This window comes from Streptomyces sp. NPDC051561 (assembly GCF_044454195.1).
Classification (GTDB): Bacteria; Actinomycetota; Actinomycetes; order Streptomycetales; family Streptomycetaceae; genus Streptomyces.
Genome location: NZ_JBITDM010000005.1, coordinates 462,427 through 483,097, shown reverse-complemented (window position 1 = coordinate 483,097; position 20,671 = coordinate 462,427). Strand labels below are relative to the sequence as shown.

Below are 20,671 nucleotides of genomic sequence, written 5' to 3'. Positions count from 1 at the left end.
TTTATAGTCAACCTGACCATTAAGGAGGGCGGGGATGACGGCCATCGAGATCTCCGGCTGTCTCCTCGGCGTACTCAGCGTCTGGCTGCTCGCTCGCCTGAAGGTGGCCAACTGGCCGCTGGGACTGGTCGCCAACCTGCTGTTCGCGGTGGCCTTCTCCCGTGCCGGGCTCTACGCGGACGCGGGGCTCCAGATCGTCTTCACCGCCCTCGCCGGGTACGGCTGGTGGTCCTGGACCCACGGGGGTGGACCAGGACACGCGCTCCCGGTGCGGCACGTACGCCGCACCGAGGGTGTCCGGTCGGCCCTGGCGTGCGCGGTGATGACGGCCCTGCTGACCTGCGTACTGCTGCGCTTCACCGACTCCACGGTGCCGTTCTGGGACGCCGCTCTCACCACGATGTCGCTGCTGGCCCTTTGGGGGCAGGCCGGGAGGGTCCTGGAGTCCTGGTTGCTGTGGCTGGTCGCCGACGTCGTGCACGTACCGCTGTACGCGGCCAAGGGGCTCTGGCCGACGGCTCTGCTGTACGCCGTGCTGGCCGCGCTCTGCGTGGTCGGTCTGCGGGAGTGGCGGCAGGCCGTGCCCGTACCGGCCCGACCGGCCGCACCCGAGGTGCCGGCTGCACCGCCCGCACCGGAGGAGGAGGCACTCAAGTGACCGGTTCTGCGAGGCCCGAGGGGTACGACCCGCACGCCTTCGAGCCGTTCGCGGTCACCGCGGACCTGGCGGTCTTCACCGTCCGGGAGGGGCGGCTGAGGGTGCTGCTGGTACGGCGCGGACAGGAGCCGTACGCCGGGCAGTGGGCGCTGCCCGGCGGGTTCCTGCTCCCCGACGAGTCCGCCGAGCAGGCCGCGCTGCGTGAACTCGCCGAGGAGACGGGGCTGTCGCAGGACGTCGTCACCGGCCTCCACCTGGAGCAGCTGCGGACGTACAGCGACCCCGGCCGGGACCCCCGGATGCGGGTCGTCTCGGTGGCCTTCGCGGCGCTGCTGCCCGATCTGCCGGAGCCGCGTGGGGGCGGGGACGCGGTGGAGGCCCGGTGGGTGCCGGTGGAAGGGGAGCTGGGGCTCGCGTTCGACCACGGGCGGATCCTCGCGGACGCCCGGCGGCGGATCGGCGGCAAGTTGGAGTACACGGCGCTCGCGATGGCCTTCTGCCCGCCGGAGTTCACCCTCGGGGAGCTGCTGCGGGTGTACGAGACGGTGTGGGGCGTGACCCTGGACCGGCCCAACTTCCGGCGCAAGGTGCTGGCCGCGGAGGGGTTCGTGGAGCCGGTGGGAGGGGAGTTGCGGCGGACCGGCGGGCGGGGGAAGCCGGCGGCGCTCTACCGGGCGGGGGCGGCGAGTGTGCTGCATCCCCCGTTGCTGCGGCCGCCGTTGGCGCGGCCGTCCGAACGATCTGTCGAAAAGTCGACGAAGGGATTTTCCTGATGAGTGCGATACGTACGAAGCGGGCGGCCACCGGATCGCTGCTGGGGCTGGCCCTCGGGGATGCGCTCGGCTTTCCCACCGAGTTCAACGACGTGCCGTCGATCCTGGCGAAGTGCGGGCCCTGGCGGGAGATGGAGCTGCCGAAGAAGGCCTTTGTCTCCGACGACACCCAGATGACGCTGGCGCTCGGGCGGGGACTGCGGCGTGCGATGGCGCGGGGGCCGCTGGGCCCGCTGAGGTTCGAGCGGCCGGTGCGGGAGGAGTTCGTGGACTGGTACCACTCGCCGGAGAACAACCGTGCGCCGGGGCGGACCTGCATGGTGGCGTGCCGACTGCTCGACAGCGACCTTCCCTGGCAGCGGGCCTCGCAGATCGGCTCCAAGGGGTGCGGGGCGAACATGCGGGTGGCGCCGGTGGGGCTGGCGCCGGGGCTGGGGGAGAGCGAGCGGGCCGGGATCGCGCAGTTGCAGGCGGCGCTGACGCACGGTCATCCGACGGGGCTGGCGGCGAGTGACCTGACCGCGCGAGCAGTGTTCCTGCTGGCGCAGGGGGCGGAACCGGCGGGGCTGGTCGGCCAGTTGCGGTCGTACGCCCTGGAGAACCGGACGCGGTATCACGAGCGGTGGCTGGGGGACCTGTGGACCTACGCCGACGACGCGCTGCCGGCGGACTTCATCGCGCGGGGGTGGGACGAGTGTCTGGTGGTCCTGGAGGGGCTGGAGGCGGCGCTGCGGGATCCGGCGGTGTCGCCGGAGGTGGATCCGTGTCTGGTGACGGGGGAGGGGTGGGTCGCGGAGGAGGCGTTGGCGACGGCGCTGCTGTGCTTCCTGTGGTTCCCGCAGGAACCGCTGCTGGCGCTGCGCCGGGCGGCGTGCACGAGGGGCGACTCGGATTCGATCGCCTGCCTCGCGGGAGCGTTCGCGGGCGCTCATCTGGGGGCGGGGGCTTGGCCGGGGGAGTGGGTGGAGCGGGTGGAGTACCGGGGGGAGCTGGAGGGGTTGGGGGAGGAGTGGGACGGGGTGGAGCGGACGGGGTTGTAGGGAGGGGTGGTCAGGCGGGCCGGGATGGCGGGCCTGTTGGCGCAGTGGAGCTGGGTGGCCACCGTGCGGGCGAGGGCGGCGGCGACCCGGCTGCGAAGCTCGGGGGTGAAGCCGTCGAGGTTCTTGGCGTTGAGGCGCACCGAGAGTGGGATCTGCTCCTGTTGGGCGGAGTGTGAGCCGGTGACTTTGCAGGGGAAGGCGTAGCGGGAGTCGTCCTCGTGGAGCCACCAACCGGAGAGGACGTCGCCGCCTGCTGGGTGCCAGTCGTTCCGTAGCGTCGACAGCGGTGCTCCGAACCAGCCCACTTTCACTGTGAGGGAGTCCCGGGACGTGGTCGCGCCGAAGACGCAAGGTGTGATGTCGTGGGCGTAGTAGTCGTCTCCCGGACGCCACGAACGTCCTTCGGCCAGTAGAGCAGCGAGTAGCTTCTTCAGCGGAACGCCAGTGTTGGCGTACTCGACATCTCCACGGTGCATTGACCGCGTTACGGACTCCACGTAGCCCGTTCCCATGAGGGAGGCACAGATCCGTTGCCCGACGGGCGGATCGCTGCGAGGAGCGGAGCATGCCGTTGCGACGCATGCGACCACGAGGAGGGTGCCGTTAATTGAACGGATTCTGTTCATCGTTCCTCAACTGACCTGTCGGGCTGACTGCATCTTGGATCTGCCGAGTGCGTGCGACTCTTCGATTTCCCGGTGCAGCTCTCTGCGCTCCTCCTCGGACAGGCCGACTGCGTTTGCGTACCTGGAAACCGGATGCCACGTTCCCGCCGCACAGGAATCCTCGATCTCCTGCATCGACTTGAGGGCCTCGCCGTCGTTCTTGACCTCGTTGTCCTTGAGGTACTGCAACGTGTGGTTCCCGTACGCGGTGCCCACGGCACCCGCCCCGGCGTCCATCGCCAAGGGCACCGCAGTCGCCACGGCCACGCCTGCGGCAGGGCCGAGAATGAGCGTGCTGCCGATGCCCGCGACCGCTGCGGCCGCGCCCTCGACGGCGTACTTGCGCCACTCGCCCTTCTTCTCCTCGCTCAGGTTCGCCTGTTCCTCTGTGTCCTTGAAGTCGAGTTCGACCTGCGAGATCCGCGACTGGTCCAGAATTCCGTGCACCTTGGCGGCGTTGTGCGCGAAGGCCACACCAGAGCCATGGTCGTCCTCGAAGGAGGCCAGCGCGCTGGAGGTGTACACCTGCTGGGCCGCTGAAAGGATCTTGTATCCCTCTTCGCTTCCCGCGACCACGTTCATGAAGTTCCGTGCCTCGAACTCGCCGAAGTCCGTGCGCGGAGTTCCGCCCAGGCGGAAGAGCTCGCCCCTGCCCAGGTCGTCGCCTCCGTCGCCGAAGTTCAGCGTCGAATAGTTCAGGTCGTCGATGTATGCCGCTCCCATCCGCCCCAAGCTGTCCATCAGCGCACCCTGCGGCTCCACGTCCGACGTTGGGCTGTACAGGGTGATGACCTTCCTCATGATCGCGGCGGTCTCCGCGTCCCGGTGCAGTCCCAGGGCGGCGTTGTCCCACGGGTGCCCCGTCGTCGCCGCCTCCAGCGCGTGGCCCAGTGCGTCCGGGCCTCCGTCGTGGGAGTCCGTGTCGTGGTCCAGGGTGTCCGGGGGCCACTTGAAGTCGGGGGAGGTCAGGTCGTCCAGGTGGCGGCCTCCCTTGAAGAACTCCTTTGCGGCTTCGGGGCTGTGGCCCAGGCCCTCCAGGGCGCTGGTGAGGGGGTCGTAGCCGGCGCCGGTTCCGCCGGAGGGGTTGAAGCCGAAGTCGGGGTCGTCGTTGCGGTGGGGCCGGGTGTCCGTGAACATCCCGGGGTCCTCCTTGTGGAGGCGGAGGATGTCCTCGGCGAGGGGGTTCAGGAAGCGGGGGTCGTAGTTGCCGTGGCGGAGGAGGCCGCCCAGGACCTGGTAGCCGTAGGGGTTGTCCCGGGGGAGGTGGTCGAAGGCGAGGCGTTGGGTGCCCAGTTCGCGGAACTCCCCGGCCCAGGTGGCGGGAAGGTGGGCGGGGTTGTCGGGGTCCGTGGCGGAGGCTAGTGCCCGGCCCATGGCGCGTTGGAGTTCCTTGGCGAGTGCGAGGCGGGAGGGCTGGTCGCCCAGTGTGCTGTCGAGGGACATGCGGCCGTAGAAGTCCAGGGTCTGGCGGGGGCCGCCCAGGCCCTTGAAGAAGCTGGTGGAGAAGGCCGAGTCCTGGGCGTTGAACTTCAGGAGGGCGTTGAGCTCGGAGAACTGGGTGTCGGTCATCAGAGTGCCGACCTTGGCCAGTTCGAGGGCGCGTTCGCGCTGGGCGTCGTTGAGGGAGCCGTAGGCGCGGTGACCGAAGTTGGCGGTGTCCTCGCCGTGGGACGTGCGAAGGGCGCGGGCCACCGAGGCGTCGATCTCGGTCGCGTGAGCAGCCAGCAGGGAGAGCTGGTGGAGCAGCTCGCGGTCCGCGGAGGTACGGGGGTTGAGCGAGGGGAGCGGAACTCCGGCCGGGCCCTTCAGCGGAAGGCCCAGCTTCGGGCCCTCCACGTCGCGGAGGTGGCGTACCGACTTCTGGATGCGGGTGAGTTCCCGGTGGGCGTCCGTCAGGATCGCCGCGATGCTCGACGCCTCCGTCTCCGCGTCGTCGAACTCCTTTGTTGTTTTGCGGATGAAGTCACGGGTGACCGCCGCGTTGACGCCCTCCCAGCGGGCCCGCTCCGACTTGGCCAGGAGGCCGGAACGGGCTTGGGCGGCGAGGGACTTCAGGTGGGATGCGGTGCGTTTCCAGTCGGCGGCCGCATGGCCGAGCGGGGCGAGGTCGGCCTCGGCGACGTCCGTGGGCGTGAGGGGGCTCATGTGGGGGCGTCGACCTACTTGAAGTACTCGGAGAGGCGGGACACCGGGACCGGGGGTGCGGGCGCGGAGTCGATTCCGCGCAGGGCCGCCTTGATCTTGGCGTCGTCCTGGGCGTGGGTGGCCCTGGTGTGGTCGAGGTGGTTGGAGACGTGGGCGCAGGCCTGGAGGAGGGCGCTCAGCTGGGAGGTCCAGCGGGTGACGGTGGTCTCCAGGGCGGCGCCCATGGTGAAGTGGTGGCTCTTGAGGGCGGCGGCCGCCTGGGACGACGTACAGGAACCGGATTTTCCGGGGGCGGAGCCCGCGACGTTCGCGCGGTCGGTGAGCGCGCGGTGGAGTACGAACGCCTCGTGGCCGACCGCGCCGAGGTCGTCCTGGCGGGCCACCAGATCGGGGCGGCCGCCGCCGCTCCCGCTGCCGGACTTCAACCGTTCCCACTCGTCCCAGGCCACTGGCCGGTCCCTCCCCAGGTGTTTGCTACACGGGCTCCCCGTACACGAGGGCCGACCTGCGGCGCGTACGGATCAGGAAGTCTTCCACCCGGGCGCGGTCGGGGAGGGCGGGAAGCGGACTGCTGAATTCGGCTTCGGTGGCCTCGTTGACCAGACGGTGGAGACGGGACTCGATCTCCGGCCAGGGGACTTCGCCGCGTTTGACGTCGAGGAGACAGGCGCGGGCGTCGCCCACGTCGAGGGTCAATTCACCCGTACGGAGAAGGTCCCGGCAGGACATCACCAGACGCAGCAGGTGCATGGCGTGCTTCCAGCGGGGGGCGCCGTACCGGCGGACGTCGGCCTCGATCTTGCGGCGCTGGCTGTCGGCGTAGCCGACGAAGGTGGCGCGGGCCTGCCGGGTGAGGAACGCGGCGCGCAGGGAGAGGAGTTCGCGGCCGGTGTCGGTGACGGCGAGGGGGAGCGGGGAGTGCAGGACTTCGAGGATGTTGGGGTTGGCGCGCAGGGCGAGTTCGCAGAAGCGCTCCAGCTCCCAGGAGAACTGTTCGGGGGCGGGGCCGTCCAGGTGGGTGGGGGGCTTGTCGAAGTGCCAGAAGAGGGGAGTGGGGGCGAGGTAGACGCCCCGGATGTCCGTGTCGCTGTCCTCCGTCGCCAGGCCGAAGGCGCGGGAGCCCATGACGCAGGAGTAGAGGGTGTGGTCGCGGACGAGGTCGAGTGAGGAGGGGGGTGCTGAGGAAGGAGGTGCTGAGGGAGGGGGTGTCATACGGGGATTGTGGCTGGTCAGGTCAGGCGAATCGCGTTCTTTTCGACGGTGATGGCGCGCGGGGGCAGGGGCTGCGGGGCGGGCCCGCCCGCCACCGAGCCGTCGGCGGGGCGGAACTTGCTGCCGTGACAGGGGCAGTTGATGGTGCCGCCGGAGACGTCGGCGACCGTGCAGCCCTGGTGGGTGCAGACGGCGGAGAAAGCCTTGAAGCTGCCCGCCTCGGGCTGCGTGACGACCACCTTCTCGTCCTTGAAGACCTTGCCGCCGCCCACCGGGATCTCCGAAGTGGTGGCCAACGGGGCGGGCTTGGGCGGCTGTTGGCCGGAGGCGGCACCGGAGGACGCGGGTGGCGGAGCGGTGGATTCGGCGGGCGGCTCGTTGTCGCCGCCCGCGCCGCCCTCGTCGCCGTACTTGGTGCAGCCGGTGGCCAGGACGGCCGCCGTGCCGGCTGCCGCCGCGAGGACGGTGCGGCGGGTGGTGGGTGGGTGCATAGGGGTTTGGCTCCCTTGGAGAGGACGGAGGAGGTACGAGAGCGGTGAGGCGTCAGGTGGAGACGTCGAAGGTGCGGAAGAACCACAGTGCCGAGGTCAGCCAGACCACGGTGAGCACGGTGAAGAGCAGGCCGCCCACCACCGGCAGCAGCCAGCCGGGCAGCCGTTCCGCACGCAGCAGCAGCATCTTGGCGCTGAACGCCCCGAAGAAGAAGCAGCCCGCCAGAGAGTGCCACATCACCCGGCTGCCGAAGGTCTGGAAGCCGAGACCGTAGAGGCAGTGGACGGCGACCGGTACCGCGAGGAGGAAGGCGATGCGGCCGGACCAGCGGTGTGCGCTGGAGAGGGTGGGAGTGCCGCGGACGCCCGGCAGCTTCCCGTACATGGCCAGCGCCAGCAGGATCTGGGCGAGAGCGAAGACGAACGCCCCTGTCGCCAGCCAGGACTTCACCGCGCCCGTGCTGCTGAACCCGGCCAGGTTGAACGCCGTACCGGCCGGGTCGTGGATCTTGCCGTACGCCCCGAGGCCGACCGCCACCACCGCGGCCACCAGCGCAGGGACGAGCCAGCGGGCCGGGCCCGGGCGGGCGTGATTGCCGACCGGGGAGGGGAACGAGGCGGTGGGTGCGCTGGGATCGACGTTGCTCATCTCGGGGTCACTCCCTGGATGCTGCGCTCGGGTCGGCTGTGGGGCGGTTACGGGGCGACCGGGCGGGCCAGCAGCCGGGCGTCGTCGATGACCACGGCGCCGTTGGCCGGGTCGATGCTAGGAGCGGGGGACGGCTTGCCGGCGCGGTTGACGATGCCTACCTGGCGGCCGTCCTGGAGGACGATCCACCCGCCGTCGATCTGGGCGCCGCGCACTTGGGCGGTGGCGCGGTAGAGGCCGGAGGGTTTGGTGGCCCTGGCCGCGGTGAAGTTCTGCGGGCGGTCCGCGACCTCGACCTGGCCCTGGACCTTCCCGGCGCGGGTAGTGGCCTCCAGCTTGGCGCCGTTCTTCCCGGTCAGGGTCATGCTGCCGTCGTCCTCGACATTGCCCTTCAGCCAGGACTCGCGGGTGCGGCCGTCGCAGTAGTACGCCACCGCCTTGCCGTCCCTTACGGAGAGGGACACGGCGGCCGAGTCGTCGGCGGTACGCCCCGCGTAGACGCTCTCGGGGGCGGTGGCCGACGGCGAGGGAGCCGCGGTGGAAGGAGCGGAGGGTGGGGCGGTAGAGGGGGGTGGGGCGGAGGAGGCGCCAGGGGTAGCAGTGGCGCCCGGGTCCGAGGGGCTCGGGGGTGTGGAGGCGGCGGCGCCCCCTCCGTACCCCGAACTCTTGGTGCCCGTGGTCGCGTTGAGCGACAGCATGAAGACCGCCAGCAGGAGACCTGCGAGCAGTGTGTAGAGGGGACCTGAGCGTTTCATTGGGGGCCTCCCCGCGACACCGGGTAGGCGGTGCCGGACACACCATGCAAGCGGACCCCGGGCCCTGTCGTCCATAGCCAGGACATGCCGAACCGGCGGTCGCGGGGGGCGCGCGGGAGAATCGGACGGATCCCGCTGAGTCATGCCGAGTCCGTCTGAGTGGCAGCATGACCGCATCTGGGCGAGATTGAACGAGTCTGATGAGTCCGAGTCCGGACTCGACCTTCTCGAACGCATCTCGAAAGGCAGGACCATGGCGGGCAACGACCTCGGCAGTCTCCTCGGCGGCCTACTGGGCGGCGGAAACTCCGGTTCCGGCGGCGCCGGGAACATCCTCGGCTCGCTCCTCAGTGCCCTCGGCGGTGGCGGCCAGGCGGCCGGTGGCGGCGCGGCCGGCGGCCAGGGCGGCGGCAGCCCGCTCGACGGCATCATGGACATGCTCAAGAAGTCCGGCCTCGCCGAGCAGGCCGAGTCCTGGGTCGGCACCGGCGAGAACAAGGCGGTCAGCGGCGAGCAGGTCGCCCAGGCCCTCCCGGACGAGGCCCTCGCGCAGGTCGCCCAGGAGACCGGGGTGACCCCGCAGGAGGCCGCCGACCAGGTGGCACAGGCGCTCCCGCAGGCGGTCGACAAGCTGACCCCGGAGGGGTCGATGCCGCAGGCGACCTCGCTGGAGGACCTCATCCGGCAGCAGGGGCTCTGAGGGGCCCCTCCCGCACCCCCACCTCCAGCTCCTCCCCACGGCCCCGGCCGCCCGCGTTCGCGTACGCCCTGTCCTCGTACAGGTACGCGGTGCGGGCGGCCGGGGCCGTCGGCGCTGTGGCCTCCTACTAGGCTGAATCAGCCCCCTTCGAACCCACTCCTGCGCAAGGACCCCGCCCCGTGAGAACCGCACTCGTCATCGGCACCGGTCTGATCGGTACGTCCGCCGCCCTCGCCCTCGCGGCCCGGGGCGTCACCGTCCACCTCGCCGACCACGACCCGGACCGGGCGAGCACCGCCGCGGCGCTCGGCGCGGGGACCGACGCGGTGCCCGAGGACCGGGTCGACCTGGCGATCGTCGCCGTACCGCCTACGCATGTCGCGGCGACCCTGGCGGACGCGATGCGGCGTGGAGTGGCGCGCGGGTACATCGACGTGGCCAGTGTGAAGGGCGGACCGCGGCGCGAGCTGGAGGCGCTGGGCTGCGACCTCACCCCGTACATCGGGACGCATCCGATGGCGGGCAAGGAGAAGTCCGGGCCGCTGGCGGGTTCGGCGGACCTCTTCGAGGGGCGGCCGTGGGTGCTGACGCCGACCAGGGACAGTGACACCGAGGTGCTCAACCTGGCGCTGGAGCTGGTGGCGCTGTGCCGGGCGGTGCCGGTGGTGATGGACGCGGACGCCCACGACCGGGCGGTCGCCCTGGTCTCGCACACCCCGCAGCTGGTGTCGTCGATGGTGGCGGCGCGGCTGGAGGAGGCGGACGAGACGGCGGTACGCCTGTGTGGCCAGGGGATCCGGGACGTGACGCGGATCGCGGCGTCGGATCCGCGGATGTGGGTGGAGATCCTTTCGGCGAACCCGGGGCCGGTGGCGGACGTACTGGCCTCGGTCGCCTCCGACCTGGACGAGACGGTGTCCTCGCTGCGCGCGCTGCAGTCCGACGACGAGGAGAAGCGGCGGGGCGGGGCGGACGGGATCGAGTCCGTGCTGCGCAGGGGGAACGCGGGGCGGGTGCGGGTGCCGGGCAAGCACGGTTCGGCGTCGACGGTGTACGAGACCGTCGCCGTTCTGATCAGTGACCAGCCGGGGCAGCTCGCCAGGATCTTCGCCGACGCGGGGCAGGCGGGGGTCAATATCGAGGATGTGCGGATCGAGCACGCGACGGGGCAGCAGGCGGGGCTGGTGCAGTTGATGGTGGAGCCGGGGGCGGTGGATTCGCTGTCGCGGGCTCTGGTGGAGCGGGGCTGGGGGCTGCGGAAGTAACCGGCCCCTTCCGGGGCGGCCCCGCCGATCGGCCGGGCTGTGGCGGGCCGGAGGAGTCGCGGGACCGGGGGAGCCGCAGGGCCGGAGGAGTCGCGGGGCCGGGGGAGCCGCAGGGCCGGAGGAGCCGCGGGACCGGGGGAGCCGTGGGATCGGGGGCTGGCCGTCAAGGGTGTGGCATTCAGGCGGTACCGTAGATGGTTGGCAGTGATGCAGCCTGTCTCCCTCCGCCCGTGTACCAGGAAGGTGTCCGACACCGTGGAAAACGCCGCCCGGACCGCCCCGGCAGCAGTGATTGTCGCCATCGACGGCCCCTCCGGCACGGGCAAGTCCAGCACGTCCAAGGCCGTCGCCGCCAAGCTCGGCCTGAGCTACCTCGACACCGGCGCCCAGTACCGCGCGATCACCTGGTGGATGCTGACCAACGGGGTGGACGTGACGGACGCGGCAGCTGTGGCCACCGCTTCTGCCAAGCCCGCGATCGTCTCCGGCACCAACCCGTCCGCCCCGACCATCACGGTCGACGGCGTGGACGCCGCCGGACCGATCCGTACCCCCGAGGTCACCTCCAAGGTCAGCGCCGTCAGTGCCGTCCCGGAGGTCCGCACCCGGATCACCGAGCTCCAGCGTGAGATCGCCCGCGGCGCCGACGGCGGCATCGTGGTCGAGGGCCGGGACATCGGGACGACCGTTCTGCCGGACGCCGACCTCAAGGTCTTCCTCACCGCTTCCCCGGAGGCCCGCGCGGCCCGGCGCAGCGGCGAGACCAAGGGCGCCGATGTCGCCGCCACCAAGGAAGCCCTGATCAAGCGGGACGCAGCCGACTCCGGCCGGAAGACCTCCCCGCTGGCCAAGGCCGACGACGCGGTCGAGGTGGACACCACCGAACTGACCCTCGACCAGGTCATCGAGTGCGTCGTCACCCTGGTCGAGGAGAAGCGGGCCGGCAAGTGACCGAGAAGGACTCTCCCGGCGTCGCCACCCGCCGTGGCGCCGCCGTGGGCCGGGGCATCGGCATCGGCCTGATGTACGGCCTGTGGAAGCCCCGTGTGCTGGGCTCCTGGCGGGTGCCGGCCTCCGGGCCTGTCATCCTCGCCGTGAACCACGCGCACAACGTCGACGGTCCGATGGTGATGGGAACCGCACCCCGCCCGGTGCACTTCCTGATCAAGAAGGAGGCCTTCGTCGGCCCCCTCGACCCGTTCCTGCGGGGCATCGGCCAGCTGAAGGTCGACCGCTCCGGCGCCGACCGCGCCGCCGTCACCGACGCGCTGGGCGTGCTGCGCGACGGCGGCGTACTGGGGATCTTCCCCGAGGGCTCGCGGGGCGAGGGTGACTTCGCCTCGCTGCGCGCCGGGCTCGCGTACTTCGCCGTACGGTCGGGGGCGCCCATCGTCCCGGTCGCCGTGCTCGGCAGCACCGGGCGCAGGAGCCGGCTGATACGCGGGGTGCCTCCGCTGCGCGGCCGGGTCGACGTCGTCTTCGGCGACGCGTTCGACGCCGGTGACGGCAGTGGGCGGCGTACCAGAAAGGCCTTGGACGAGGCCACCGTGCGGATCCAGGAGCGGCTGGCCGCACACCTGGCCGGAGCCAGGCGGCTCACCGGCCGTTAGCGCCAGGCCTGCGGGTGGGCGAGACTTGAGTAGTGGGCCGCGGTGATCGCGGCTCATCGATGATGATTGAGGAACGGACTTCATGAACGACCAGATCCACTCCGGCGACGAGCACGGACCCGAGCAGGGCGCCTCGCACGGTGCGCTCGGTGACGCCGAGTACGCGGAGTTCATGGAGCTCGCCGCGCAGGAGGGCTTCGACGCGCAGGAAATCGCGGGAGCCCTCGACGAGGCGAACGCCGGTCCCCTTCCCGTGCTCGCCGTCGTCGGCCGCCCCAATGTGGGCAAGTCGACCCTGGTGAACCGCATCATCGGCCGCCGCGAGGCCGTCGTGCAGGACAAGCCCGGCGTCACCCGCGACCGCGTCTCCTACGAGGCCGAGTGGGCGGGCCGCCGCTTCAAGGTGATGGACACCGGCGGCTGGGAGCAGGACGTGCTGGGGCTCGACGCCTCGGTCGCCGCCCAGGCCGAGTACGCGATCCAGACCGCCGACGCTGTCGTCTTCGTGGTCGACTCGACGGTCGGTGCCACCGACACGGACGAGGCCGTCGTACGGCTGCTCCGCAAGGCCGGCAAGCCGGTCGTGCTGTGCGCCAACAAGGTCGACGGCCTGTCCGGCGAGGCCGACGCCACCGCGCTGTGGTCGCTCGGGCTCGGCGAGCCGCACCCGGTCTCCTCGCTGCACGGCCGCGGCACCGGCGACATGCTGGACGCCGTCCTGGAGGCGCTCCCGGACGCCCCCGAGCAGTCCTTCGCCAACGGCACCCCGCTGGGCGGCCCCCGCCGGATCGCCCTCATCGGCCGTCCGAACGTCGGCAAGTCCTCGCTGCTGAACAAGGTCGCGAAGGAGGACCGGGTCGTCGTCAACGAGCAGGCCGGGACCACCCGCGACCCGGTCGACGAGCTGATCCAGCTCGGTGGCGTCACCTGGAAGTTCATCGACACCGCCGGTATCCGCCGCCGCGTCCACCTCCAGGAGGGGGCCGACTACTACGCCTCGCTCCGCACGGCGGCCGCCGTGGAGAAGGCCGAGGTCGCCGTCGTACTGATCGACTCCAGCGAGTCCATCTCGGTGCAGGACCAGCGCATCATCACCATGGCCGTCGAGGCCGGCCGTGCCATGGTGATCGCCTTCAACAAGTGGGACACCCTCGACGAGGAGCGTCGCTACTACCTGGAGCGCGAGATCGAGACCGAGCTGGCCCAGGTCGCCTGGGCCCCGCGCGTCAACGTCTCCGCCCTCACCGGCCGCCACATGGAGAAGCTGGTTCCGGCGATCGAGACGGCCATCGAGGGCTGGGAGACGCGTGTCCCCACCGGCCGCCTCAACGCCTTCCTCGGCGAGCTGGTCGCCGCCCACCCGCACCCGGTCCGCGGCGGCAAGCAGCCCCGCATCCTGTTCGGGACGCAGGCAGGCGCCAAGCCGCCGCGGTTCGTGCTGTTCGCCTCGGGCTTCCTGGAGGCCGGCTACCGGCGCTTCGTGGAGCGCCGTCTGCGCGAGGAGTTCGGCTTCGAGGGAACACCGATCCACATCTCGGTACGGGTGCGCGAGAAGCGCGGCCGCAACAAGTAGGCAGCGGCCATGAAGAGGCCGCGGCCTCCAGCAGGCAGCGGCCAGTAGGTCAGTAACCCCTTCGGGGGCCGGGCGGCAGTGCGGCGGGAAGATGGTTCCCGGTGTGCTGCCGCCCTTGGCCGTGCTGGGTGTGCAGGTTCTGCCAGGGGCTGCTGTACGGAGCCGTGTGCGACTGCCCGTGGGGCTGGACGCCGTGGTGGTGAGGCATGCCCGGCGTCGTGCCGAAGGCCGTGAACCCGAGGTCCTCCTCGCCGGTCCGGTCGCCCGGCAGGGCCCGGAAGGATCTGCGGTACTCCGAGTAGAGCGCGTCGTAGATCGGCGTGAAGGTGGGGTGCGGGGCTTCCTGGGCCGGCCGCATGGCGGGGATCTGGCTCTGGTACGGGCGAGTGGGGTCGTATGAGTGCACGTACGTGCCAACGACCCCACTGCCCGTCGGATGCGGGTACCCGGAGGGCGGAACCGGCGCATCCGGGTCGATCCCGGGGCCTGTGGGGCCGGCCCCCTCAGGTGCCGGCCAGCGGCATCGTCGCGGCCACCAGCAGGCCGTTCGCCGCGGCCTTGTCGAGGGCGCCGCGCAGCAGGTCCTCGCGCGGCTGCTGGCCGATCACGCCCACCGGGGCGGCGAGCACCAGGATCTTCTGCGACTTGTTGGCGGCGGCCCGCCAGCCGTCGGTGACCTGGAGCGGACGGTGCGCCTGCCACCAGGCGGCCGGCCCCGCGCCCGCCGCGCCCGGCTGCAGTACGGCGTGCAGCTGGCCCGCGGCGAGCAGCACCGACCAGCCGGGCAGTGCGGCGGGCACCGACTTGAGGTCCGCGACCGGCTGGAAGCCCTGCTCGATCAGCAGCGGCAGGAACTCGTCGCCGTTGTCCGCGCCGGGACGGGCGATCGCCGCGGTCGGCTCCACCACGAGCGCGGGCCGCAGCTCGCCCTCGATCAGGACCAGGCCGCTGGTCACTCCGAGCACGGCCTGCTCGGGCGCGCCGGGGCCACCGGAACCGTCCTGACCGGCGGTGATGGAGCGGACCGCGCCCTGGAGCTGTTCCTCGGAGACCGGGACGACCTGGGAGGGGATGCAGGTGGCGTGGGCGAAGGCGAGCACGGCTGTCTCGTCGCCGACGAACAGGACGGTGCTGGTGGCCTCCGACCCCGAGTCGCCGGGGGTGCGGCAGGAGGTGCAGTCGTAACTGCCGGGGGCGTTCTCGCCGGCGAGCAGCCGGTCGGCTTCTACGTCGCCGATCTCGGCGCGGACGTCGTCGCTGACGTCGAGCATGCGCGACACGGGTGGCTCCTCGAACTGGATGCGGGCGCCGGGCGATTCCCGGAGCTTCAAGAAGACAACGGGTGATCTGTGGCCGGGGTCACGCGCGAGGGGGAACGGAATCGACTCATCCGGCGCGGACGGTGAACCGGCGGGCGGAACCGTTCACTCCCTGTCAACGCCTGCTGTGTGCACGGAAGTTGGCGTAGTGAGCTGGGTCACAGATCGCGAGACCGGCTGGTCGAAAAATGCTGATATCGAGCGAACAAAGGGGTGTCCGAAATTGGCTGTTACTTCAGGTAAGAGGTAACTGGCCTGGAATGACGCGGCATTGGTTGAAGCGGGGGCAGTCGGCTCATAGATTCCACCGCCGTGTGCATCGAGCACCGCTCGGACACGCCCACGACGGATTCGAACAGGCGCAGTCAGTGAGCTTCGTGCGCCGGGTCGACGGGCGGGGGCGGGATCGGGCCGGGGACGCCGGACGCGTCAACGGCCCTGCCCGCCCAGGGGGAGTCCGGGTCCTGCGAGAGGGAATCCATGTCCGCATGTTCCAGTGCGATACGCCGCGGCGGTCGTCGTGAGACCGCAGCGTTCGTCGGGGCCGCCCTGGTGGCCCCGCTTGCCCTGATCGCCGCCACCGGCCAGCCGGCCGCAGCGGCGGACCGTGGAGTGTGGGACCGCATCGCGCGCTGCGAGAGCGGTGGCAACTGGCACATCAACACCGGCAACGGCTACTACGGCGGACTCCAGTTCGCCGGCTCCACCTGGCGTGCGTACGGCGGTGGGAAGTACGCCCGCACCGCCGACCGCGCGAGCAAGGCCCAGCAGATCGCCGTCGCCACCAAGGTCCAGCGCGCCCAGGGCTGGGGCGCCTGGCCCAGCTGCTCGCGCCGGGCGGGTGCGGCGGGCGTGGCCCCCGCGATGTCCGCGCCCGCGGCATCGGGCAAGGCCGCCAGGCCCGCCCCCAAGCCGGTCAAGCCGGTCAAGCAGGTCAAGCAGGTCAAGCCGGCCAAGGCGGACCGGGTGATGCCGCGCGCCGACCGGGGTGCGGGCCGTGCACCGGCGGCCGGCGGCAGCTATGTGGTGCGGCGCGGGGACACCCTGGGGGGCATCGCACAGGCCCACCGGGTCGGCTGGCAGAAGCTGTACGCCGCCAACCGGGCCGTCGTGGGCGGCGATCCGGACCTCATCCTTCCGGGGATGCGGCTGAACCTCTGACCGGTCGTACGTGAGCGGTCGTACGTGAGCGGTCGGGCACGAGTAGCGGCGCGCGTGCGCGGGTGGCGTGAGGTGACGTCGCCCGCGTCGCACGCCACGAGGTGCGGCGCGCCAGCACGAGGGTCCCGCCCGGTCGCCCGACCGGGTGGGGCCCGGCCGCGTTCCGCGCGGCACGCGTGCCGGGGGGCCCGGCGGTGGTGGGGTGGGGCAGGTGTTGAAGCCTCGATTCCGTTTCCTGTCCTGTGCCGCACTCGGCGCGCTGCTCGCCCTCTCCCCGCTCTGCGGCGCGACCGCCGCCGCAGCCGCTCCCGTCGTCGAACCACCGCCGTCCGCAAGGGGCTTCGGGCCCCACAAGTGCCCTGCGAGCCAGTGGCCGTGGAGTTGCGTCGCGGAGTGCGAGAGCGACAACAACTGGGCGACCAACACCGGCAACGACTACTACGGCGGGCTCCAGTTCCAGCAGTCCACCTGGGAGGAGCACGGCGGCCTCGCCAAGGCCCCCCGGCCCGACCTGGCCAGCCGCACCGACCAGATCTCGGTTGCCCGGGAGGTGCTGACCACCCAGGGGTGGGGTGCCTGGCCGGACTGCTCCCGCAGGTACCGGCTCGGCGAGAGCCGCGTCCACATCGTGAAGGCGGGCGAGACGCTGGGGTCGATCGCCGCCAAGTACAAGGTCAAGGGCGGCTGGAAGGCCCTCTACGAGGCCAACAAGCACATGATCGGGCCTCGCCCCGACGGCCTCAACGTCGGTACCTGGCTGGTCATCCCGAAGGGCTCGGGGCCGGGCCGGGCGGGTGTGACGCCCCTGGAGGGGGCGGGTGCGGAGCGGTGGGGGCAGGCCGGTGCGGAGCCGTCCGAGCAGGCCGAGGCGGAGTCGTCCGAGCAGGCTGGTGCCGAGTCCGTGAGTGCTCTGTCGCTTCGCCTCTGAAGACGACCGTTCCCCGGCTCAGTTCGTGGACGAACACCGGGCCGGGGGCGGGCAGTGACGGCAGCAGTTGCTCCGCGAGGACGACGGCTGCCGTCGTGCTGAGTGCGGCCAGCAGGGCGTACGTACGGGCCGCGACGGCGGGGGACATGCCCAGGGTGGGCTCGTCGACCAGGATCACCCCGGCGCCCGGGGCCGCCGACAGTGCGCGGGACACGGCGAGCATTCGCTGCTCGCCGCCGGAGAGGGTGCCCGCGAGGCGGGACAGCAGGGGGCGCAGGGCGGGGTACGCGTCCAGTGCGACCGAAGTGCCTTCTGCCGTGGGTGAGTTGAGGGTCAGGTTCTCGGTGACCGTCAGGCCCGGGTACACCGCCTGCTGATCCGGTACGAAGCACAGGCCGCGCCGGGCCCTGGCGTGGGCGGGCAGCCGGGTGACGTCCTCGCCCCGCCACCGGACCCGGCCCGCACCGAGCGGGACCGTACCCGCGAGGGCGCGCAGCACGGACGTACGGCCGGAGCCGTTGCGCCCGAGGAGGACGGTGAGTGCGGCGGCCGGGACGGCGAGGTCGATCCCGTGCAGGGCCTCCAGGGGGCCGTACCGGACGTGGGCGGCGCGCAGTTCGATCTCGACGGTCATCGGCCCGGCCCTCCTGTCGTGAGCTGCCCGGCCACCATGGTGTGCACGGTGTCGGCGATGTCCGCGACGAGATCGAGGTCGTGCTCCACCACGAGTACGGCGGTGCCGTCGGCGGCGAGTGCGCCGAGCACCCGTGCGAGGGCGGCGGTCTCGGCGGCGTCCAGACCGGCGGCCGGCTCGTCCAGGAGCAGGGTGTGCGGTCCGCCCGCGAGGGCCCGGGCCAGCTCGACCCTGCGGAGGGTGCCGGTGGGCAGCCCGGCGGTCGGCCGGTGGCGTACCGCACCGTCCAGCGCGAGCAGCCGCAGTACGGGCTCGACGGCGGCACCGCCGCGCGTGCGCCGGTGCCCCTGCTCGGCCCCCAGCCGGACGTTCTCCTCGACGGTGAGCGACCCGAAGACGGCGAGCTGCTGGAAGGTCCTGGCCACCCCGAGCCGGGTCCGCGCGTGGGGGGAACGACGGGTGAGGTCCGCACCTGCGAGTTCGACCCGCCCCGCACCGGGCCGCAGCGTCCCGCACAGACAGTGGAAGAGGGTGCTCTTTCCGGCACCGTTCGCTCCGACGAGAGCAGTGATGCGGCCGTACGGGACGGTGAGATCGACGCCGTCGAGCACCGTGAAGTTGCCGTAGGCCAGCCGCACTCCGCATGCCCGGAGGGGCTCGGTGGGCCGGCCGGGGGTGCGGCCGGGGGGTGCGGTGGAGGGGCGGGGCGGGTGGAAGGCCGGGCGGGGAGGCAGGGTGCCGTGCACTTCTGCGGGAGTCGGCGTGGACACCCGAACGTCCGCTACCGGCAGCGGAGTTGGCGCCCGGGGCGGAAAGACTGCCTCCCGCAGCCGTCGTACCGCAGGCCGTAACAGGGCCAGCGACCCGATCAGTACCGCCGCCAGGCCCGTGGTCGTCCCCGCGTCCAGGGCCACCAGGAGGGCCGCCGCCACGCACGCGGTCAGCAGGCTGTCCGCGCCCAGGACCAGCACCGCGGCGAACCACAGCAGGCCGCGCACCGGGTCGAACGCCGTGGGGTCGAAGGCCCGCACGGACATCGAGAGGAGCCCACCGCCCAGTGCCGCCAGCGCGGCCCCCGCGACGAAGGCCAGCACCTTGAGCGAGGGCACCCGCACACCCGCCGCCGAGGCCCCCTCCTCGTGGTCGCGCAGGGCGGCCAGCGCCCGGCCGGAGCGTCCTCTGCGAAGCTGTGCGACCAGCAACAGGCAGGCCAGGAGCAGAGTCAACTCCAGTGCGTAGTACGCCCGGTCGGAGGTGAAGCCCGCAGGGCGGGACACGGTGAGACCGGCGGTGGCGTACGGCTGGTCGAGCACGAAGCGGCTCACCGCCACCCCGAAGGCGAGCGTCGTCAGCGCCAGCGCCAGCCCGTGCCGCCGGATCGCGGGCCACCCCGTGAGCAGCCCGAGCGGCGCGGTGAGGGCCACGGCGACGGCCAGGGCGGGGAGCTGCGGCAGCCCCCGGTCCGCGAGGACGGCGGTCAGCAGCGCGCCCAGACCGGCGTACGCCGCCTGCCCCAGCGAAATCTGCCCGCTCCGGCCGCTCACCACGACCAGGGACAGCAGGATCACCGCGAGCGCGGGCACCTGGAGCGCGATCCGCAGGTCGTCCCCGGCCAGGCCGAGCGGCAGGAGGAAGAGGACTGCGGCGATGAGGGGGAGGGGGCGGGGAGCGGCCAGTGCTTCACGGAGCCGTACCGGCAGGGGACGGAGAGCGGGGAGTCCGGCGGCCAGGGCGGCTCGCAGTCGTGCGGACGGCGGGGTCGGACCCGGGCGGCCCCGGTCGTCACCGGCCGGGCGTACCGCAGGAGCGTTCCCCACCGAGCCGGCCGGCCGCCCGGAAGCCGACCGTGAGCGGGGCGGCCCCAGGGGCCGGCGAGCAGCCCGGGTTCGCACCTGGACGGCTGCCGGGGCGACGGGCCGGCTCCACGACGGGGTTCCGGCGCCCTTCTGCGGAGCGGGCTGAGATCCGGCGCCTTCTCGTGGGGCCGGCTGGGCTCCGGTGCCTCCTCGTGGGAGGGGCCGGGTTCCCGCGCCCTCCCGTGCCGCAGCCGGAGCTCCCGCGCCTTCCCGGGCCCCCGGACCTCCGGCCCGCGCCCCCACCGCCCGGGCGGAACGCCCAAGGCCGCCGGGGCTCCGGGTCCGGGGCGGCTCGGCCGGCGCCGAGGGTGCCGCCGGTCCCGGAGCCGGGAAGAGGAGTGCCGCGGCCAGCAGTGCCACCACGAAGAGGTTGGCGCCCAGCGACTGGACGAGGGGGCCGGCCCAGCCCGTCGGGTGCAGGCGGGTCAACTGGGCCTGGGCGACGCCCAGCAGGAGGGCGGCGGCGATGGCGAGGGGGAGGCTGCGCATCCGGGCCAGGGCGGCCACCGCGATGACCTCCACCACCAGCAGCGGCAGACCGTACGGGTCGAGTCGTACGTAAGGGGCGAGCAGTACCCCGGTGAGGCCCGCCGTGAAGGTGCCGAACGCCCAGCCCACCGCCGCCACCCGGTCCGCGTCGATACCGCCCAGGACGGCGAGACGGCGGTTGTCGACCACCGCGCGCAGCTCCCGGCCGAGGCGGGTGCGGCGGGTGACGAGGCCGACGAGCGCGGCGAGCAGCAGGACGGCGGCGAGCGGCGGCCAGGGGGAGTCGCCGAAGAGTTCGGGTGCGTCCGCCCTCGCCCCCTCGCCCCACACCATCGCCGCCCCGCCGACCAGCAGCACGAACACCCCGATCGACGCCACCAGCGTGCGCGCCGGATCCGCGCCGAGCAGCGAGAGCGGGCGGAACACCGCACGGTCCAGGAGCAGCCCGAGCGCGGGCGCCACCAGGAGCAGGGTGACGGCCGCGGCCACCGGCAGCGGCCACCCCCACTCCACCGCCAGCTGCCGCAGCACATACGCGCAGAGCATCGCGACCGCACCGTGCCCGAGGTTCAGCACCCCGGTCGCGCGGTGCGTGACGACCAGCCCGATGCCGGACAGGGCGGCCGCGCTCCCGATCGCGAGACCGGCCAGGGTGAGGTCGTACGTCAGCGAGGACACCGGGTCAGCCCCCGGAGGTGGGGGCGGGGCCGGGGCCGTACCGCGACGGCGGAGCCGGGGGTTCCTCCGG

The 20,671-nt window shown here is 72.3% G+C and carries 20 protein-coding genes and 1 pseudogene; 10 read left to right on the top strand and 11 right to left on the bottom strand.

All coding sequences use genetic code 11. From position 1 onward, the window contains the following. Positions 1–34 precede the first annotated feature (34 nt). Genes pnuC through ACIA73_RS15640 form a run of 3 tightly spaced genes read left to right on the top strand, consistent with a single transcriptional unit; the run spans position 35 to position 2,471 of the window. Positions 35–658, top strand: coding sequence for a nicotinamide riboside transporter PnuC (gene pnuC / locus ACIA73_RS15650; RefSeq protein WP_399439006.1), 624 nt, complete (start codon positions 35–37; stop codon positions 656–658). Beyond that, positions 655–1,431: an NUDIX hydrolase gene (locus tag ACIA73_RS15645; RefSeq protein ID WP_399439005.1), complete on the top strand. Its 777-nt coding sequence runs from the start codon at positions 655–657 to the stop codon at positions 1,429–1,431. Before pnuC ends, ACIA73_RS15645 begins: the two co-directional genes overlap by 4 nt. Further along, positions 1,431–2,471 carry an ADP-ribosylglycohydrolase family protein gene (locus tag ACIA73_RS15640; protein ID WP_399439004.1) on the top strand — a complete coding sequence of 347 codons (1,041 nt, stop codon included), beginning with the start codon at positions 1,431–1,433 and terminating at the stop codon, positions 2,469–2,471. The genes ACIA73_RS15645 and ACIA73_RS15640 overlap by 1 nt, the downstream gene beginning before the upstream one ends. Here the strand turns inward: ACIA73_RS15640 and ACIA73_RS15635 are convergent. The 7 genes from ACIA73_RS15635 to ACIA73_RS15605 all read right to left on the bottom strand — a co-directional run bounded on the left by ACIA73_RS15635 (position 2,360) and on the right by ACIA73_RS15605 (position 8,388). Then, positions 2,360–2,947 (bottom strand): hypothetical protein, encoded by a 588-nt coding sequence (locus ACIA73_RS15635; RefSeq protein ID WP_399439002.1) that lies wholly within the window; start codon positions 2,945–2,947, stop codon positions 2,360–2,362. The two genes, ACIA73_RS15640 and ACIA73_RS15635, sit on opposite strands and share 112 nt — an antisense overlap. A 156-nt stretch (positions 2,948–3,103) precedes the next feature. Then, positions 3,104–5,281: a hypothetical protein gene (locus ACIA73_RS15630; RefSeq protein ID WP_399439001.1), complete on the bottom strand. Its 2,178-nt coding sequence runs from the start codon at positions 5,279–5,281 to the stop codon at positions 3,104–3,106. A 14-nt stretch (positions 5,282–5,295) separates the two neighbouring features. Further along, entirely contained in the window at positions 5,296–5,730 is a 435-nt protein-coding gene (locus tag ACIA73_RS15625; RefSeq protein WP_399439000.1) for a hypothetical protein, read from the bottom strand. Positions 5,731–5,755: 25 nt separating this feature from the next. Then, positions 5,756–6,493, bottom strand: a complete 738-nt coding sequence (locus ACIA73_RS15620) for a DNA polymerase beta superfamily protein (RefSeq protein WP_399438999.1) — start codon at positions 6,491–6,493, stop codon at positions 5,756–5,758. Between the two features lie 17 nt (positions 6,494–6,510). Continuing rightward, a complete protein-coding gene (locus ACIA73_RS15615; protein ID WP_399438998.1) occupies positions 6,511–6,984 on the bottom strand; it encodes a Rieske (2Fe-2S) protein in 474 nt (157 codons plus the stop codon). 52 nt (positions 6,985–7,036) lie between these two features. After that, the gene (locus ACIA73_RS15610) at positions 7,037–7,633 is read right to left on the bottom strand and encodes a DUF6529 family protein (RefSeq protein ID WP_399438997.1); all 597 of its coding nucleotides are present in this window, start codon (positions 7,631–7,633) and stop codon (positions 7,037–7,039) included. Between the two features lie 47 nt (positions 7,634–7,680). Then, on the bottom strand, positions 7,681–8,388 hold the full coding sequence (locus tag ACIA73_RS15605) for a hypothetical protein (RefSeq protein ID WP_399438996.1): 708 nt from the start codon (positions 8,386–8,388) through the stop codon (positions 7,681–7,683). Between the two features lie 187 nt (positions 8,389–8,575). Between ACIA73_RS15605 and ACIA73_RS15600 the strand changes: the two genes are divergently transcribed. The 5 genes from ACIA73_RS15600 to der all read left to right on the top strand — a co-directional run bounded on the left by ACIA73_RS15600 (position 8,576) and on the right by der (position 13,536). After that, entirely contained in the window at positions 8,576–9,088 is a 513-nt protein-coding gene (locus ACIA73_RS15600; RefSeq protein ID WP_399438995.1) for a YidB family protein, read from the top strand. Between the two features lie 179 nt (positions 9,089–9,267). Beyond that, positions 9,268–10,353, top strand: coding sequence for a prephenate dehydrogenase (locus tag ACIA73_RS15595; protein WP_399438994.1), 1,086 nt, complete (start codon positions 9,268–9,270; stop codon positions 10,351–10,353). A gap of 207 nt (positions 10,354–10,560) precedes the next feature. Next, on the top strand, positions 10,561–11,304 hold the full coding sequence (cmk, locus tag ACIA73_RS15590) for a (d)CMP kinase (protein ID WP_399439052.1): 744 nt from the start codon (positions 10,561–10,563) through the stop codon (positions 11,302–11,304). Beyond that, the gene (locus ACIA73_RS15585; RefSeq protein ID WP_399438993.1) at positions 11,262–11,963 is read left to right on the top strand and encodes a lysophospholipid acyltransferase family protein; all 702 of its coding nucleotides are present in this window, start codon (positions 11,262–11,264) and stop codon (positions 11,961–11,963) included. Before cmk ends, ACIA73_RS15585 begins: the two co-directional genes overlap by 43 nt. A gap of 82 nt (positions 11,964–12,045) precedes the next feature. Beyond that, positions 12,046–13,536 carry a ribosome biogenesis GTPase Der gene (gene der / locus ACIA73_RS15580; protein ID WP_399438992.1) on the top strand — a complete coding sequence of 497 codons (1,491 nt, stop codon included), beginning with the start codon at positions 12,046–12,048 and terminating at the stop codon, positions 13,534–13,536. A gap of 49 nt (positions 13,537–13,585) precedes the next feature. Here the strand turns inward: der and ACIA73_RS15575 are convergent, their stop codons facing one another. Continuing rightward, positions 13,586–13,942 carry a hypothetical protein gene (locus ACIA73_RS15575; RefSeq protein ID WP_399438990.1) on the bottom strand — a complete coding sequence of 119 codons (357 nt, stop codon included), beginning with the start codon at positions 13,940–13,942 and terminating at the stop codon, positions 13,586–13,588. Between the two features lie 97 nt (positions 13,943–14,039). Then, positions 14,040–14,816 carry a hypothetical protein gene (locus ACIA73_RS15570; protein WP_399438989.1) on the bottom strand — a complete coding sequence of 259 codons (777 nt, stop codon included), beginning with the start codon at positions 14,814–14,816 and terminating at the stop codon, positions 14,040–14,042. A 519-nt stretch (positions 14,817–15,335) separates the two neighbouring features. On the opposite strand from ACIA73_RS15570, the gene ACIA73_RS15565 reads away from it, so the two are divergent. Further along, positions 15,336–16,016 (top strand): transglycosylase family protein, encoded by a 681-nt coding sequence (locus ACIA73_RS15565; RefSeq protein ID WP_399438988.1) that lies wholly within the window; start codon positions 15,336–15,338, stop codon positions 16,014–16,016. A 145-nt stretch (positions 16,017–16,161) separates the two neighbouring features. Further along, positions 16,162–16,725 (top strand): annotated as a pseudogene (locus ACIA73_RS15560) (transglycosylase family protein); the annotation flags it as partial. Positions 16,726–16,777: 52 nt separating this feature from the next. On the opposite strand, the gene ACIA73_RS15555 reads toward ACIA73_RS15560, so the two are convergent. Further along, positions 16,778–17,578: an ATP-binding cassette domain-containing protein gene (locus ACIA73_RS15555; protein ID WP_399438987.1), complete on the bottom strand. Its 801-nt coding sequence runs from the start codon at positions 17,576–17,578 to the stop codon at positions 16,778–16,780. Next, positions 17,575–20,601 carry an ATP-binding cassette domain-containing protein gene (locus ACIA73_RS15550; RefSeq protein WP_399438986.1) on the bottom strand — a complete coding sequence of 1,009 codons (3,027 nt, stop codon included), beginning with the start codon at positions 20,599–20,601 and terminating at the stop codon, positions 17,575–17,577. The genes ACIA73_RS15555 and ACIA73_RS15550 overlap by 4 nt, the downstream gene beginning before the upstream one ends. Positions 20,602–20,671: the final 70 nt, after the last annotated feature.